Annotated in this window: 11 protein-coding genes; all 11 read right to left on the reverse strand. The window is 64.8% G+C overall.

All coding sequences use genetic code 11. The features are described from left to right. Window positions 1-66 precede the first annotated feature (66 nt). A complete protein-coding gene (locus AAFN88_RS16275; protein ID WP_347521464.1) occupies window positions 67-576 on the reverse strand; it encodes a tripartite tricarboxylate transporter TctB family protein in 510 nt (169 codons plus the stop codon). Window positions 577-729: 153 nt separating this feature from the next. Next, the gene (locus AAFN88_RS16280; RefSeq protein ID WP_347521465.1) at window positions 730-1,728 is read right to left on the reverse strand and encodes a tripartite tricarboxylate transporter substrate-binding protein; all 999 of its coding nucleotides are present in this window, start codon (window positions 1,726-1,728) and stop codon (window positions 730-732) included. Window positions 1,729-2,324: 596 nt separating this feature from the next. Further along, window positions 2,325-3,185: a universal stress protein gene (locus AAFN88_RS16285; protein ID WP_347521466.1), complete on the reverse strand. Its 861-nt coding sequence runs from the start codon at window positions 3,183-3,185 to the stop codon at window positions 2,325-2,327. A 116-nt stretch (window positions 3,186-3,301) separates the two neighbouring features. Further along, window positions 3,302-4,975 carry a formate--tetrahydrofolate ligase gene (locus AAFN88_RS16290; protein ID WP_347521467.1) on the reverse strand — a complete coding sequence of 558 codons (1,674 nt, stop codon included), beginning with the start codon at window positions 4,973-4,975 and terminating at the stop codon, window positions 3,302-3,304. Between the two features lie 63 nt (window positions 4,976-5,038). Then, a complete protein-coding gene (locus tag AAFN88_RS16295; protein ID WP_347521468.1) occupies window positions 5,039-5,953 on the reverse strand; it encodes a methionyl-tRNA formyltransferase in 915 nt (304 codons plus the stop codon). Between the two features lie 95 nt (window positions 5,954-6,048). Further along, entirely contained in the window at window positions 6,049-7,326 is a 1,278-nt protein-coding gene (gene frc / locus AAFN88_RS16300) for a formyl-CoA transferase (RefSeq protein ID WP_347521469.1), read from the reverse strand. A 42-nt stretch (window positions 7,327-7,368) separates the two neighbouring features. Then, complete coding sequence (oxc, locus tag AAFN88_RS16305) at window positions 7,369-9,111, reverse strand: oxalyl-CoA decarboxylase (protein ID WP_347521470.1); 1,743 nt, start codon at window positions 9,109-9,111, stop codon at window positions 7,369-7,371. 71 nt (window positions 9,112-9,182) lie between these two features. Further along, a complete protein-coding gene (locus AAFN88_RS16310) occupies window positions 9,183-9,881 on the reverse strand; it encodes a GntR family transcriptional regulator (protein ID WP_347521471.1) in 699 nt (232 codons plus the stop codon). 635 nt (window positions 9,882-10,516) lie between these two features. Next, window positions 10,517-11,890, reverse strand: a complete 1,374-nt coding sequence (locus AAFN88_RS16315) for a glutamine synthetase family protein (protein ID WP_347521472.1) — start codon at window positions 11,888-11,890, stop codon at window positions 10,517-10,519. A gap of 157 nt (window positions 11,891-12,047) precedes the next feature. Further along, on the reverse strand, window positions 12,048-13,547 hold the full coding sequence (gene xylB, locus AAFN88_RS16320; protein ID WP_347521473.1) for a xylulokinase: 1,500 nt from the start codon (window positions 13,545-13,547) through the stop codon (window positions 12,048-12,050). Further along, window positions 13,544-14,353: an SDR family oxidoreductase gene (locus tag AAFN88_RS16325; RefSeq protein ID WP_347521475.1), complete on the reverse strand. Its 810-nt coding sequence runs from the start codon at window positions 14,351-14,353 to the stop codon at window positions 13,544-13,546. Before AAFN88_RS16325 ends, xylB begins: the two co-directional genes overlap by 4 nt. Between the last annotated feature and the right edge of the window lie 91 nt (window positions 14,354-14,444).

Consider the following 14,444-nt stretch of genomic DNA (forward strand, 5'->3'; position numbering starts at 1 on the left):
TGATCTCTGCGTATGCGACCCGGACATCGGCCCCGGCGCATACCACCGATATGCCCGAGCCAGAAGTCAGTAGATGAGGTCGTAGAGCGGGTAGTAGAGCGGCTCGAGTGCGGACAGGCCCTTCGGCAAGGGGGTGCTCAACGCCCACTCGAACAGGCAGAACATGACCACCGGTGCGCCGATCGCCAGCGACATGGTCATGGTCCAGGAATGACGGCCGAGAAAACGGACGAAGGCGATCATGAACAGGAAGACCGCGATGTACATGCCGACTAAGTGCGTCGCCAGCAACAGCAGCACCAAGCCCACCGCGACGGGGGCCACGACGGCCAAAGCATCGATGGAGATGAAGGGCTCCTCCGAGCGCGACTGCGGCGTCACCCGGCGGAACCACCTGAAGATCGTCCAGAGGCAGCACAGCAGCATTCCGGTTGCCAGCCAGAAAGGCCAAGCGCCGCCGCCAGGGCCGCTCTTAGGCACCCAGCCGATGTTGAGCTCCGTGCTCTTCCACATGATCCCGGCGGACATGATGGCGAGGATGACCGCGACCAAGATTTCGGCAGTACGAACCGTCATACCGGCGCCTCCTTAAAACGCACAGCTTCGAGTACGATCTGAACAGACCTGAACAGCTTTGAGTTGGGTCCGGATGCGGCCGCAGGGCCGCTGCAACTGCGCAAGGAACGGGGGAGCGATCCGGAGGTCACTCCCCCTTCCCCATAACGTGAGTTACTCGCCGGTGATGGCCTTGGCTCCGACCTTCGCGATCAGAGCTTCGTGGCGCGCCAGCTGCTTCTTGTGGAATTCAGCCAAATCGTCGCCGGCAACCCAGTTGTCACACATCAGGCCTTCGTCGGTGCAGAACTTCTGCCACTCGTCCGATTTGAAGACCTTCTCGAAGAGACCGATGTAGAACTCCTGAGCTTCCTTCGACATGCCCGGAGGCGCATTGAAGGACCGCTGCATGAAGTAGACGATGTCGTGGCCCAGTTCCTTGGCCGTCGGCACGTCCGGGAAGGCCGCGAGACGCTCGTCCGTGAACTGAACCAGCGGCCTGCTCTGTCCCGCCTTGTAGAAAGCCATCTGCTCGGAGGGATTGTTGACCGTCGAAGCGATGTGCTTGCCGATCAGGTTCTTGGCCACGGTGCCGCCACCCGGGAAGGGAATGTAGGTGATGTTCTTGATGTTGTATTCGGCCTGCAGCATGGCGAAGAGGATCGAATCCTCCTGGCCCTTGCCGGTGCCGCCTACGTTCCAGGTATCAGCCGCCTTCACCGCCTTCACCCAGTCGTCCAGCGAGTTGATGCCGCTGTCGGAGGTCACCCAAAGCTGGAAGGTATCCAGCGCCATCAGGCCGATCGGCGTGAACTTCGTCACGTCGACACCCAGGCCCTCGTTGATGATCGGTGTGGTGTAATAGCTGTTCAGCGTGACCAGAACCGTATGATCGTCGCCAGCCTTGTCCTGGAGATAACGCAAGGCCTCGGCCCCCGAACCACCAGGCTTGTTGATCGGGATGAACGGCCGTGGCGACAGTTTCTTCTGGTCGATGATGCCTTGGATCAGACGCGCGAGCTGGTCGGCGCCGCCGCCAGTGCCCGCCATGATGATCATCTCAACGGGCTTCTTCGGTTCCCACGCCTGGGCCGGCGTTACGACGCCCGACACCGCGACGCTCAGGCCCAGCGCAAGCGCGCAGCCGGTCAGAGCTCTTCTCGTAACTGTCATGCTGATTTACCTCCCGTGGTTTTGGATAGGCGTTCAGGGTATTCCCCATAGGGTTGAAACCCTAGAACAAACTGAACCTTGAACCTTATCCTTTTCCTTATTTCTTAGCGTTCCATAGGCGCAACACGACCATCCATGGTGTGTGGTATACAAAATACCGGCAAGTTTGGTCCAGGTCTACTCTTCTTATCGTCGAAACAGGAATTAGCGGCCTTTATTGCACTGCGGCATTTTACGACTTTGAGCCTTAGAGATGTCTCATTCTCTGTGTTTCTCAATACTGAGCAAATAGTTAGACCGCATGTTCCGGGATACCCCGGCACCGCTTCCCGCGCGGGGCGACCACACCCCTTCGCAGGCGCACCATCGAATGCGCCGGCCGCGCGCCGGGCATAAGCATACGCCGACCCGGCGCGAGCGGCGAGGAATGACATTGGTCTGAAAATTAAACCACAAGTTGATAGGGACGCAGCCGGCAAGGCCGTCCCGCCTGGCGGACAAGGCCGGACGGCCGGTGTCGCACGGTACGGCATTACCTGCCCTCTGCGGCCGCCCCGCGGAGCGGCCGACGGCGGAGGTCGGAACGCCTCCGCCCTCTAGTGCATAAGCAGGATCGGCAGGTCGGCGTGATCGACAACATATTGCGTCACTCCACCCATGATCAGTTCGCGCTGCCGGCTCTGGCCGTAGGCGCCCATCAGAAGGCAGTCGGCGCCGGCGTTCCTGGCGACTTCGAGCAGCGCCTTGCCCACCGAGGAAGAGCCCCGCTCGAACGTCTGCAAGCTGCAGGAAACGCCGTGGGTTTCCAGGTAGACCTTCGCTTCCTCGGCGGAGATCGGCAGAGCCTTCCCCGAAGGCGCGAGAATCACCACCGCATCCGCCTTCTTCAAGACCGGCAAGGCGGCGGTCATGGCGCGCGACGCCTCGCCGCTGCCGTTCCAGGCGATGGCGATCTTGGCGCCCAACTGCGAAACCGGCTTCGCCGGACACATGAGTACCAGCTTGCCCGACTCCAGCAGCGCGGCCTGCAGGGTGTTGAGGCCCAAGCCTTGCTCGTGGTCGGGCTGCGGCACCGCGATAAGATCGACCAGGCGCCCACGCAGGCCGATCACGTTCGCCTGCTTGCCGGTGGCTTCCCGCCAGGTGGCGGATACGGCGTCCTGGGGCCACGGAAAACCGTCGACCTCCGGAAGGCCGCGATCCGCACAGTAGTCATCGAACAGCTTGCGGATCTTCTCCTCTTCCTCGTCGGCGAGGCTGCTGGCGGAGCTCACGATGCTCTTGCGCAGGCTGGAGGGGATCGGCACGCCGTAAGGGATCATGTCCTCGGGCTTCGGCCGGCAATGGAGCACTTCCAGATGTGCATTGTGACGCTTGGCCAGGCTCAAGGCATGATCCAGCACGCCCTCCCCCTTACCGTCGCCACGAACCGGCACCAAGATCGAACGCAAAGTCATCCAGATTCCTCCCTGTAAGCCTGCTTCGGCTTATTCTTGCAGGTGTCAACCGGCCCCTTCGGCGGCCGGGATTTCTCGCCATCCCTTTGCCGGCCGCCGAGGGTTGTAAGCGGCCCCTAGAAGAGACCCTGTATCTGACCGGCATCGTCGAGCCGGATGCTGTTGGCCGAGGGCACGCGCGGCAGACCCGGCATGGTCATGATCTCGCCGCAGATGGCGACGATGAAGCCGGCTCCGGCGGAAAGGCGCACTTCGCGCACCGGCACCGCGTGATCGCTCGGCGCGCCGCGCAGGTTGGGATCGGTGGAGAAGCTGTACTGCGTCTTGGCCATGCAGACCGGCAGGTTACCGTAGCCCTCGTCCTCCCACTGCTTGAGCTGATCGCGCACCTTCTTGTCCGCAATGGCCCCGGAGGCGCCATAGATCTCCTTGCAGATCGTATCGATCTTCTCGAAGAGAGGCAGCTTGTCGTCATAGAGCGGCGCGAACTTGGCGCCGCCGGCATCGAGCAGGCCGACCACCTTGTTGGCCAGTTCCTCGGTCCCCTCGGACCCCTTGCCCCAGTGCTCGCAGATCACCGCCTCGACGCCCTGGCTCTCGGCGAATTCCTGGATCGCCGCCAGCTCCGCTTCGCTGTCCTTGATGAAGCGGTTGATGGCGACCACGGCCGGAACACCGAACTTCTTCACGTTGGCAATGTGCCGGCCCAGGTTGGCGCAGCCCTTCTTCAAGGCGTCGACGTTCTCGTCGCCCAAAGCGTCCTTGGCGACCCCGCCGTGCATCTTCAGTGCCCGCACCGTGGCGACGATGACCACGGCCTCGGGATTGAGGCCGGCCTTGCGGCACTTGATGTCGAAGAACTTCTCCGCCCCCAGGTCTGCGCCGAAGCCTGCCTCGGTGACCACGTAGTCGGCCAGCTTCAGGGCCGCCTTGGTGGCGGAAACAGAGTTGCAGCCGTGGGCGATGTTGGCGAAGGGGCCGCCATGGATGAAGGCCGGGTTGTTCTCCAGGGTCTGCACGAAGTTCGGCATCAGCGCGTCTTTCAGCAGCACGGTCATCGGGCCGTCGGCCTTCACGTCGCGGGCATAGATCGGCTTGCGGTCGCGGGTATAGGCGATGACGATATCGCCCAGGCGCTTCTGGAGGTCGGCCAGGCCGTCGGCCAGGCAGAAGATCGCCATGATCTCCGAGGCCACGGTGATGTCGAAACCGGTCTGACGCGGGAAGCCGTTGGCCACTCCGCCCAGGGAGGTGATGGTGTCGCGCAGCGCCCGGTCGTTCATGTCCAGCACCCGGCGCCAGGCGACCCGGCGCGCATCGATGCCCAGCTCGTTGCCCCAATAGATGTGATTGTCGATCAGGGCCGAGAGCAGGTTGTGGGCCGAGGTGATGGCGTGGAAATCGCCGGTGAAGTGAAGATTGATGTCCTCCATCGGCACCACCTGGGCATAGCCGCCGCCGGCGGCGCCGCCCTTCATGCCGAAGCAGGGGCCCAGCGAAGGCTCGCGCAGGCAGATCATGGCCTTCTTGCCGATACGGTTCAGGCCGTCGCCCAGGCCCACGGTCGTGGTGGTCTTGCCCTCGCCGGCCGGCGTCGGGGAGATCGCCGTCACCAGGATCAGCTTGCCGTCCTTGTTCTTCTTGATGGACTCCAGATAGTCGAAGCTGACCTTCGCCTTGGTCGGCCCGTACTGCATCAGGGCCTCCGCCGGCATGTCCAGCTTGGCGCCGATCTCGGTGATCGGCTTCATGTTGGCTTCGCGGGCAATTTCGATGTCGGACTTGGGCATAGCGCTATTCTGCCTGTTCTCTAATGATTGCTGTCTGTCTCGGCGGGCCGGAACGCTTCCTGCTCAGCCGCCGAGTTTTGCCCCTTCGGCAAGGCCGGACTTCGCCGCGAAGTCACCGGCGGAGATCTTCTTGTCGTCGTGCGGACGCACACGCTCGATCCGAATCGCGCCTCCCTGGGCGGCAACCGTAAAGCTGTCGCCGTCCACTGCCAGGACGGTGCCCGGCTCGCCGGAACCGTCGACCTTGCGGCTGTCGAAGACCTTCAGCTCGTTGCCGTTGCAAGTGGTCCAGGCGCCGGGCTGCGGGTTGGTGCCGCGGATCAGGTTATAGACCTCGTCCACAGGCTTCGACCAGTCGATCTCGGCATCGGCCTTGCGGCACCAGCTTTCGTAGGTCGCCTTGCTGTGGTCCTGCGGCGTCTTGGTAGCCTTGCCGTCACGCACCAAGTCGACGCATTCGCACATGGCGTCGACGCCCATCGGGAACAGGTGGTTGAAGTACAACGTTCCCAGGGTGTCGTCGGGGCCGATGTCCACCGTCTTCTGCATGATGACCGGCCCCTCGTCCAGGCCCTCGTCCGGCTCGAAGATGGTCAGCCCGGTCTGCTTCGCACCCATGATGATCGGCCAGTTGATCGAACTGGGGCCACGGTGCAGCGGCAGCAGCGAGGGATGGTACTGGATGGTTCCCTTGGTCGGCAGGTCGATCACGGGCTGCGGCACGAAGAGGGTCACGTAGGCCATGACGCAGAGGTCCGGGTTGAAGGAACGCATCAGTTCCTCCGCTTCCGGCGTCTTCCACGACGACGGCTGGTGCAGCGGCAGGCCCTTTTCCAGCGCGAACTCCTTCAACGGGTCGGTCGGCCGCCCCTCCTTGTCCGGCGCGCAGAACACGCCGACGACGTTCTCACCTCGCTCGAGAAGCTTCTCGAGCACCGCTTTTCCGAAGGCCTGCTGGCCGTGGACGACAATCCGCATCCCGTATTCCCCGTATCTCTCTAGACCAATGCTCTCGGTTATCGATGAGCATTACCTCGCATCGCGGCGTCTGGTCCCGCCGCGACGCGAATTATTCACTCGGCGGCAGCCTGCTCCGGCGTGTCGCCGAGCGCTCCGCTCGCCCAAGTTTCCTGTACCTCTTCGTCCGAGAGGCCGAGCACATCCTTGAGGATCTCATTGGTGTGCTCACCCAGCAGCGGCGACCGCTGGACATCGGCCGGCGAGGCGGACAGCTTCACCGGGCAGCCCACGGTCAGGTACTTGCCGCGCTCCGGGTGGTCCACCTCGACGATGGTCCCGGTCTCGCGCAGGCTCGGCTCCTCGGCCAGTTCCTTCATGGAGAGGATCGGGCCGCAGGGAATGTTGAGCGGGTTGCAGGCTTCCATGACCTCGAACTTGGTCTTGGTCTTGGTCCACTCCTCGATGGTGTCGAAGATCTGCGGGATCTTGTCGAGGCGCGCCTCCGGCTTGGCGTAGCCCGCATCCTCTTTCCACTCCGGCTTGCCGATCAGGTCGCAGATGTTGCCCCAGACGGCCGCCTGGGTGATGAAGTAGACATAGGCATTGGGGTCGGTCTCCCAGCCCTTGCACTTCAGGATCCAGCCCGGCTGGCCGCCGCCGGAGTCGTTGCCGGCCCGCGGCACCGCGTCGCCGAACTCGATGCCCTGGCCGAACTGGCTGTACTCCTTCAGGGGACCGTGCTCGAGGCGCTGCTGATCGCGCAGCTTCACGCGGCAGAGGTTCAGCACGCCGTCCTGCATGGCCGCCAGGACGCGCTGGCCCTTGCCGGACTTCTCGCGGTGGAACAGCGCCGTCACGATGCCGAGGGCGAGGTGCAGTCCGGTGCCGGAATCGCCGATCTGAGCGCCGGTGACTGTCGGCGGACCGTCCAGGAAACCGGTGGTCGAAGCCGAGCCGCCGGTGCACTGGGCGACGTTCTCGTAAACCTTGCAGTCCTCATAGGGGCCCGGGCCGAAGCCCTTGACCGAGGCGTAGATCATGCGCGGGTTGATCTTCTGCACGTCGTCCCAGCCGAAGCCCATGCGGTCCAGCGCGCCGGGAGCGAAGTTCTCGACCAGCACATCGCAGGACTGCACCAGCTTGGTCAGCACTTCCTTGCCCTTCTCGCTCTTGGTGTTGAGCGTGATGGACCGCTTGTTGTGGTTCAGCATGGTGAAGTAGAGGCTGTCGACATCGGGAATGTCGCGCAACTGGCCGCGGGTGGCGTCACCAACGCCCGGACGCTCGACCTTGATCACGTCGGCGCCGAACCAGGCCAGAAGCTGCGTGCAGGTCGGGCCGGACTGGACGTGGGTGAAATCGAGAATACGGACGCCTTCGAGAGCTTTCATCTTTTGCTCCTGTATCTGAATAGCTGGCTCGCGCGAGCCCGATTATTTCTTGGAAACCACGCTCTGCGGGTTGAGATTTCCGATGCGGCCGCTTTCGGTGCCGGCCTTCTCGTCGATCACCGCGTTGACCAGGGACGGCTTGCCGGAGTCGAGGGCCTCCTTGACGGCGCGGCTCAGCTCGTCCGGCGAGGTGGCGTAATAGCCGACGCCGCCGAAGGCCTCCATCATCTTGTCGTAGCGCGAATCCTTGACGAAAACCGTGGTCGCGGCGTCGCTGCCCCCGGAGGGATTGACGTCGGTGCCGCGATAGATGCCGTTGTTGTTGAAGACGACGACGCAGACCGGCAGGTTGTAGCGGCAGATCGTCTCGATCTCCATGCCCGAGAAGCCGAAGGCGCTGTCACCCTCGACGGCCAGCACCGGGCAGCCGGTCTCCACCGCCGCGGCGACGGCCTGGCCCATGCCGATGCCCATCACGCCCCAGGTGCCGACGTCCAGGCGCTTGCGCGGCTTGTACATGTCGATGATGGAACGCGCGAAGTCGAGCGTGTTGGCGCCTTCGTTGACGAGGATGGTGTCCGGCCGCTCGGCGATGATGTCGCGCAGCGCGCCCAGCGCGCCGTGGAAATCCATCGGCACGTTGTTGTTGCGCAGGCGCGGCGCCATCTTGGCGATGTTGCCGTCCTTCTTTTCCTTCACCGTGTTGATCCACTCGGCGGGCGGCTGCACCCAGTTGCCGCCCATGCCTTCCAGCAGGGCGGAAACGCAGGAGCCGATGTCGCCGACCAACGGGGCCGCGATCTCGACGTTGCTGTCCATCTCCTTGGGATCGATGTCGATGTGGATGAACTTCTTCGGCGCCGTGCCCCACTGCTTGCCCTTGCCGTGCGACAGCAGCCAATTGAGGCGGGCGCCGATCAGCATCACGACGTCGGCCTCCTTCAACACCAGCGAGCGTGCGGGGCCCGCCGACTGCGGATGGTCGTCCGGCAGCAGCCCCTTCGCCATGCTCATCGGCAGGTAGGGGATACCGCTCTTCTCGACCAAAGCGCGGATATCGTCGTCGACCTGCGCATAAGCCGCGCCCTTGCCGAGAATGATGAGTGGCTTCTTGGCGCCCTTCAGCACATCGAGCGCCCGCTTGACGGCGTCCGGCGCCGGGATCTGCGCCGGCGCGGCGTCGATCACCTTGACCAGGGACTTGCGCCCGGCCTCGGCGTCCATGACCTGGCCCATCAACTTGGCCGGCAGATCCAGATAGACGCCGCCGGGGCGCCCGGAGACCGCGGCGCGGATGGCACGCGCGATACCGATGCCGATGTCCTCGGCATGAAGAACGCGATAGGCCGCCTTACACAGCGGCTTGGCGACGGCAAGCTGGTCCATCTCTTCGTAGTCGCCCTGCTGCAGGTCGACGATCTCGCGCTCGGAAGAGCCGCTGATCAGGATCATCGGGTAGCAGTTGGTCGTGGCATGGGCCAGGGAGGTCAGGCCATTGAGGAAACCCGGCGCCGACACGGTCATGCAGATGCCGGGCTTCTGGGTCAGGAAGCCGGCGATGGCTGCCGCGTAGCCAGCGTGCTGTTCATGCCGGAACGACAGAACGCGCAGGCCCGCGGCCTGCATGTAGCGGCCCAGATCCGTGATCGGGATGCCGGGCACGTTGTAGATCGTCTTGATGCCGTTCAGCTTCAGCGCGTCGATGATGAGATGAAAGCCGTCCGTCAGCTCCTGCTGTCCTGCGGCTTCGCCGGAAGCAAGCGTGTCGAGAGCCGGATCGCTCATGCGTGTCTCCATAATTCCATGTTGCCTTCGAAGCGGCCCGCTATTGGCTGCGGTTTCCGCCAGGTATTCGTTCAGTCCAGATAGTCGACGTGCTTTTCGATATGCGCCGCCAAATTCAGGGTGTGCTCGCGCGACAGCCGCTCGGCCAGCTCCGCGTCGCGCGCCTCCAAAGCTTCTATGATGTGCATATGATCGATGATCGAGCGATTGGCGCGATCCTGCTCGTTGATGGTGCGCGCGCGGATGCCCTTCATGTGCAGGAACAGGCGATCCGCCGTTTCCTTCAGCAGCGCGCAGCCGCTCATTTCCAGGATGGCCTGGTGGAACTCGATGTTGCGGTCAGAGTACTCGTCGATGTGGGCCTGCATCTGACCGTTCTCGAAGGAGGTGAAGATCTTGCGCAGCGAAGCGATCTGCTGGTCGCTGGCCTTCTCCGTGATCAGGCGGCAGGCCATGCTCTCCAAGGCCGCCCAGACGGTGATCATCTCCAGGATTTCCTTGCGCGTCTTGCGCACGATGAAGACACCGCGGCGCGGGATGACCGTGACCAGGCCTTCCTGCTCCAAACGCGCCAAGGCTTCCCGGATCGGCGTCCGGCTGATGCCAAGCTGCTCGGAGAGCTGCCGCTCGTCGAGCTTCAGTTCCGCGTCGTCGGCATAGATGTTCATTGACGTGATGCCGTCGCGCAGCGTCTCGTAGATATGCCCCTTCAAACTGAAGGTATTTTCGATCGGCTTGAATTCGAGCTTGCTCGGCAGCATGGCGACCATCGGAGTCAAAAGCTTCGTGAAAGGACTGCATCGGCGTGCGGCCGAGGGCGTCTGGTTCGTGGTATACATTAGCCCAGGCACCAGAGAGCGACAACAAGAATCCCGTTATGCAGGTACCGGGAAGTTATCCACAGACCTGACCTCGCCTCTCAGGCAACGAAGGATAACGTTCTGTCATCGCACAGCAATCGGCAGCCATTGCGGCGCAAACAATCGGCCGACCCGCGCAGGCTTCCCGCGGCTTGGCGCAGCGAGACGGCGCCCGTTGAGGCCGGCTCCGGACCGATCTGGAAGCTATTTTCCGACATCCATAAGGGGAATTTTCGCGCAAAAGGCGCAGCCAAGCGGCGCGGACCAATCCCTGAACAGGCACCGAGCCGGCGTTGACGCAGGCGGCAGAGCGGTTCCCGCACCGCCATCGCTTGGGTGGGAATCGTTTGGGTGGGAATCGTTTGGATGGGACCGGCAGGAGCCGCCGGAGCGGGTGGCCCTGGCCGTGGCGACCGCCCCGGATCACACTGCGGCAGGATCTCTCTTGCCGGGACCGGACGGCAAGAGCCCCGGAAAGGTCCGGCACGGCGAAAGAGTCCGCACGCCGGGCCCTTCCGTCGCGGCCGGCCCTACCCGAAGGCCGGTCAGGTACGCTCGAAGCCGCGCTTCAATTCCCAGTCGGTGACGCGGCGGTCATATTCCAGCTGCTCCCACTTGGCGGTATGCACATAGTGGTCGACCACATTGTCGCCCAGGGCGGCGCGTAGCATCTTGGATTTTTCCAGCGCCGCGATCGCCTCGCGCAGGGTCTTGGGGATGTCGTGCAGCTTCTTGCCGCCGGAGTAGGCGTCGCCGGAGTACGGCGCCGGCAGGTCCAGCTTCTCCTCGATACCGGCAAGGCCCGCCGCCAGCAGCGCCGAGAAGGCCAGGTAGGGATTGAGGTCGCCGCCGCCGACCCGACACTCGATGCGGATCGCCTTGGAACCCTCGCCGCAGAGGCGGAAGCCGGCGGTACGGTTGTCCAGGCTCCAGATCGCCTTGGTCGGCGCGAAGGTGCCGGCCTGGAAGCGCTTGTAGGAGTTGATGTAGGGCGCAAGGAAGTAGGTGATGTCGTCGGCGTACTTCAGCTGCCCGGCGACGAACTGGCGCATGGTCTTCGACATCGTGTACTCGGCCTTGGGGTCGAAGAACAGCGGCTTCTTGCCGGCCTTGTCCCACAGCGAGGCGTGGATGTGGCAGGAGTTGCCGGCCAGTTCGTAGTTCCACTTGGCCATGAAGGTCAGCGCCTTGCCCTTCTGGTGGGCGATCTCTTTGCAGGCGTTCTTCAGGATCACGTGGTTGTCGGCCATGGGCAGGGCCGCGTCGTAGCGCACGTTGATCTCTTCCTGGCCCGGCCCCCACTCGCCCTTGGAGTTCTCCACCGGGATGCCGGCGCCCTGCAGGCCCTTGCGAATGGCCCGCATCACCTCTTCCTCCTTGGTGGTCTGGAAGATGTGATAGTCCTCGATGTAATAGCCCTCGGTCTTGAGGTCCTGATAATGCTTCTGGTGGGCGCTCTCGTAGGTCTCGTCGAAGAGGTAGAATTCCAGTTCGGAGGCCAGGAAGGGCTTATAGCCCTTCTTTTCCAGGCGCTCGATCTGTCTCCTCAGGATGGCCCGGGGCGAATGCGGAACGGGCTCGTGACGGTGATGGTCCAGTACGTCGCACAGCACCATGGCCGTGCCTTCCAGCCAGGGCAGCACCCTGAGGGTCGAAAGGTCGGGCCTGAGGGCGAAGTCGCCGTAGCCTTGCGCCCAGTTGGCGGCCTGGTATCCGGGAACCGGCTCCATATCGATGTCGTCGGCCAGCAGGTAATTGCAGGCATGGGTCTCGTCCTCGGCGGTATCGACGAAGAACTCAGCCTGGAAGCGCTTGCCCACCAGGCGGCCTTGCATGTCGACCATGCAGACGAGAACGGTATCAATGCTGCCGTCGGCAACGGCTTCCTTCAGCTTCGGGAGACTCAAAAGACCAGACATCGGAAACTCCGGTTCGGAAAGATCGGGGGGCGGACGCCCCCTTCACTGGAATGGAAAACGACCCTGCACAATAATCGCCTCTAACGCACCGGTCGAGGCTCGTTAGGAGACAGAAGTCCCCCCTGCTTGCAACCCTCCGGCGCAGCCCGCCGGCGCGTCAGGCCCCGTCGTGGAGGCGGTGGTTGATGCCGGTCAGGCCGCGCCGCGCCTCGTCGTAGAGCCCGAAGAGCCGCACATAGGCGGCATGGCGTTCGGCGTCCGGGCAGTTCTCCTCGACGATCCTGGCGCAGCGGCGCACCGCCGCCTCGGGCGTGGCGAAAACGCCGCCGCCGACCCCGGCCACCAGCGCCGCCCCGAAGGAGGCATCCCCGTTGGCCGGCACCTTGACGGTCAGCCCGGTGACGTCGGCGATGATCTGGCGCCAGGTGGCGCTGCGCGCGCCGCCGCCCAGCAGGCGCATGTCGCCGAAGGTCGCCCCCGACAGCTCCTTGGCCGCCAGCAGCACGTCGTTGAGCGCGAAGGCGATGCCCTCGTAGCAGGCCCGGGCGAAGTGGGCGCGGGTGTGGCCCAGGGTCAGGCCGATGAAGTCGCCGCGCAGCTTGGGGTCCCAGTGCGGCGCCCGCTCGCCCAGCAGGTAGGGATGGAAGAGGAGGCCGTCCGAGCCCGGCGCGATGCCGGCGGCCAGGCGGTCCATCTCCGCGTAGGCGCTGTCCGGCGCCAGGTCGGCGAAGAAGGTGTCGCGCACCCAGCGGTGCGCGGTGGCGCAGGCATTGATGCCGGAGGCCATGTACCAGAGGCCGGGCAGGATGTGCGGATAGCAAGAGACCGGCGGATGCACCTCCGGCCGGTCGCAGGCCAGGAAGACCACACCGGCCGTGGCCAGCTTGATCGCCCCCTGCCCCGCCTCGATGGCGCCGGCGCCGTAGAGCTCCACCGTGGTGTCGTTGGAGCCGATCACCACCGGCGTGCCGGCGGCGAGCCCGGTCGCCGCCGCCGCGCCCCCTGTGACCTCCCCGGCGATCGCCTCGGGCGCGCCGACCGGCGACAGGGTTTCCATGCCCCAATCAATCAGGCCGCAGAGGTCCGGCGACCAGTCGCGGGTCTCGACGTCGGACAGAAGCGCGCCCAGAACGTCGGAATAGTCCGTGATCCAGTCGCCGGTGAGCCGGCTGCGCAGCCAGTCCTTGGCGATGTAGAGGCGCCGGGTGCGGGCCACGGCTTCCGGTTCGTGCTTCTGCAGCCAGGCGAGCTGGCAGAGGGTCCAGGTCGGGTTGGCGCGGTTGAGGCCCCTGGCGATGATCATGTCGCCGGCGCGCGCGTGCAGCTCGGCCGCCTCGGCGGTGCTGCGCTGGTCGTTCCACATGATGGCCGGGCGGATGACCTGCCCCTCGGCATCCTCCAGCACCGCGATATGAGCGCCGGCCGAGATGCCGACGGCAGCGATGTCGGCCGCCGGCAGGCCCGCCTTCTCCAGCACCTTGGGCACCACGGTGCAGAGTGCCTGCCACCACTCCGCCGGGTCCTGCTCGGACCAGCCGGGCTTGGGGTTCCGGGTGGTGATGGGCGCCGCGGCCTCGGCCAGGGTCGCGCCAGCGTCGTCGATCAGGGTCGCCTTGAGGCTGCCCGCCCCCAGGTCCACGCCGAGGATGGCAGTCATGGGGCGGCGTCTCCCTCGGCTGCGTCCAGAGGCGTGACGTAGGCTGCGTGAATGCCGCCGTCGACCAGGTAGCCGGCGCCGGTCACGTAGCTGGCCGCGTCGGAACAGAGGAAGAGCGCCACCTCCGCCACCTCGACCGCCTTGCCAAAGCGGCCCATGGGCATGTGGACGCGGCGGCGCTCCAGCTTCTCCTCGGTATCGAAGAGCTGCGCGGTCAGCGGGGTGCCGATCGGCCCCGGCAGCAGGGCATTGGCGCGGATATTGCGGCGGCCGTACTGCACGGCGATCTCCCGGGTCATGGCGAGGACTCCGCCCTTGGACGCGGTGTAGGCGAGTTGCGGCACCGCCGCCCCCATGACCGCCACCAGGGAGGACATGTTGAGGATGGACCCGCCGCCGGCCCGCTGCAACGCCGGCAGTCCGAATCTGCAGCAATGGAAAACGCCGGTCAGGTTGATGGCGATGGTGCGGTCCCAAACCGACTGCTCGGTATCTTCGGGGCCGTTGTCGCCGCTCAGCATGACCCCCGCATTGTTGAACAGCGTATCCACCGCTCCCAGGCCCTGTTCCGCCGCGGCGATCATCGCCGACACCGAATCGGGGTCGGCCACGTCGACCGTGATGGCGATCGCCCTGCCGCCGGCCGCGGCGATCTCGCCGGCCGTCGCCTCGGCGGCCCTGGCATCGACATCGGCCACCGCCACCGCAGCACCCTCGGCCGCGAAAAGCAATGCCGTCTCCCGGCCGATGCCCGCACCGCCGCCGGTGATCACCGCATGCTTGGCCGTCATGCGTCCTGAACTCATGCCTTACTCCCCCTGCTGCCCTGATCACTTGTGAATTGGACCTTTGCCGGGCCGGACCGGCTGGGCAATCGCCCGCAGGCCCGATACCTTG

The sequence above is a fragment of the Pelagibius sp. CAU 1746 genome, from assembly GCF_039839785.1.
GTDB lineage: Bacteria > Pseudomonadota > Alphaproteobacteria > Kiloniellales > Kiloniellaceae > Pelagibius.